The organism is Pseudomonas sp. A-R-19 (assembly GCF_019956575.1).
Lineage (GTDB): Bacteria > Pseudomonadota > Gammaproteobacteria > Pseudomonadales > Pseudomonadaceae > Aquipseudomonas.
In genome coordinates this window covers 1-1,055 of the sequence record NZ_JAHBDR010000029.1, presented here as the reverse complement: position 1 = coordinate 1,055, position 1,055 = coordinate 1, and the positions used below count along the sequence as shown (strand labels likewise).

Here is a 1,055-nt window from a genome sequence, read left to right as displayed (position 1 = left end):
TTCCAATTTTGGCCAGAAGCCGAAGACGGCTTCCACGAATAGGCCTAATACATAGATGCAACGGGGCAGCGGTTTTTCAAAAGCGGGTAGACAGTGGGGGCGAGTCCATACATAGGAGCTGGCTTGCTAGCGATGGCGGCCTGCCAGCCAACCAATATCTCCCTGACATACGTCGATCCCCTGTGGGAGCTGGCTTGCCTGCGATGGCGGCCTGACAGCCGACCAATCTCCCACGCCTCTAAGCTGATTGTTTCCACGCCTGCGCGTGGGAACGCTGCCAGAGAAGCTCCGCGTTACGTTTTTGCGGGTTGACACGGTGTAGGAAAGCGCCAGAAGTTTCCCACGCAGTTTTCAGGTTGCCCGTCGGAAGCGGGCTGAATAGCCTTTGGCTGTCGCTGAAAACTCAGCGATCGGGTGTGAGAACCCGGCTACTTATGGTCATCCAGAACCTGTGCACGCATAATCGCCGCCAGCTAGTCCGCTGTCTGTAAATGCGTCATGGCGGCTGTGTGCGGGCAGGCTTAGGTCTGGCCCGGGTGTCCATACCGGTTTCTCACCTCGCACATAGCTGCCACCTCTTCACCGCGTGAGAAACGGCAAGTGGTGGCCGCAGCGCTAGAGGAATGGTTTTATGGACAAATTAATCCCCGATCCCCCCAACAACACCACCAAACCCTACACCCCCAACACCATGTTCATGATCGTCCCGGACATGGATACCGAATCCCTGCTGGCCCACGCCTGTGAATCACTGGCTTCGGCCAATGTCATGGCGAGTGATTTCGCCACCTTCCTGACCGGCCCTCAGCGCAACATGGCGTTGGCCATTGCGCAGATCATCATGCTGGCGGAGCTGGCGGTGAATCGTGCGTTGGATAACGTCGATCCACGGTAGTTGGCAGGCTGACCGCGTTATCGTTCTTCGCGATGTAGAAACGGACACATCCTTTACGATTGAAACCGGGGACATCCTTTACGTTTCTGTTGGCTTGAAAGGCGGCTCTCGCCGCTTTTCAGCCTGCCTAATAGGTAACTGCAGAGGTAAATATCCCACA

The 1,055-nt window shown here is 56.4% G+C and carries 1 protein-coding gene; it reads left to right on the top strand.

Translation table 11 applies throughout. From position 1 onward, the window contains the following. The first annotated feature begins 631 nt into the window (after positions 1-631). Positions 632-895, top strand: a complete 264-nt coding sequence (locus tag KGA88_RS01905; RefSeq protein WP_110660838.1) for a DUF6124 family protein — start codon at positions 632-634, stop codon at positions 893-895. Positions 896-1,055 lie beyond the last annotated feature (160 nt).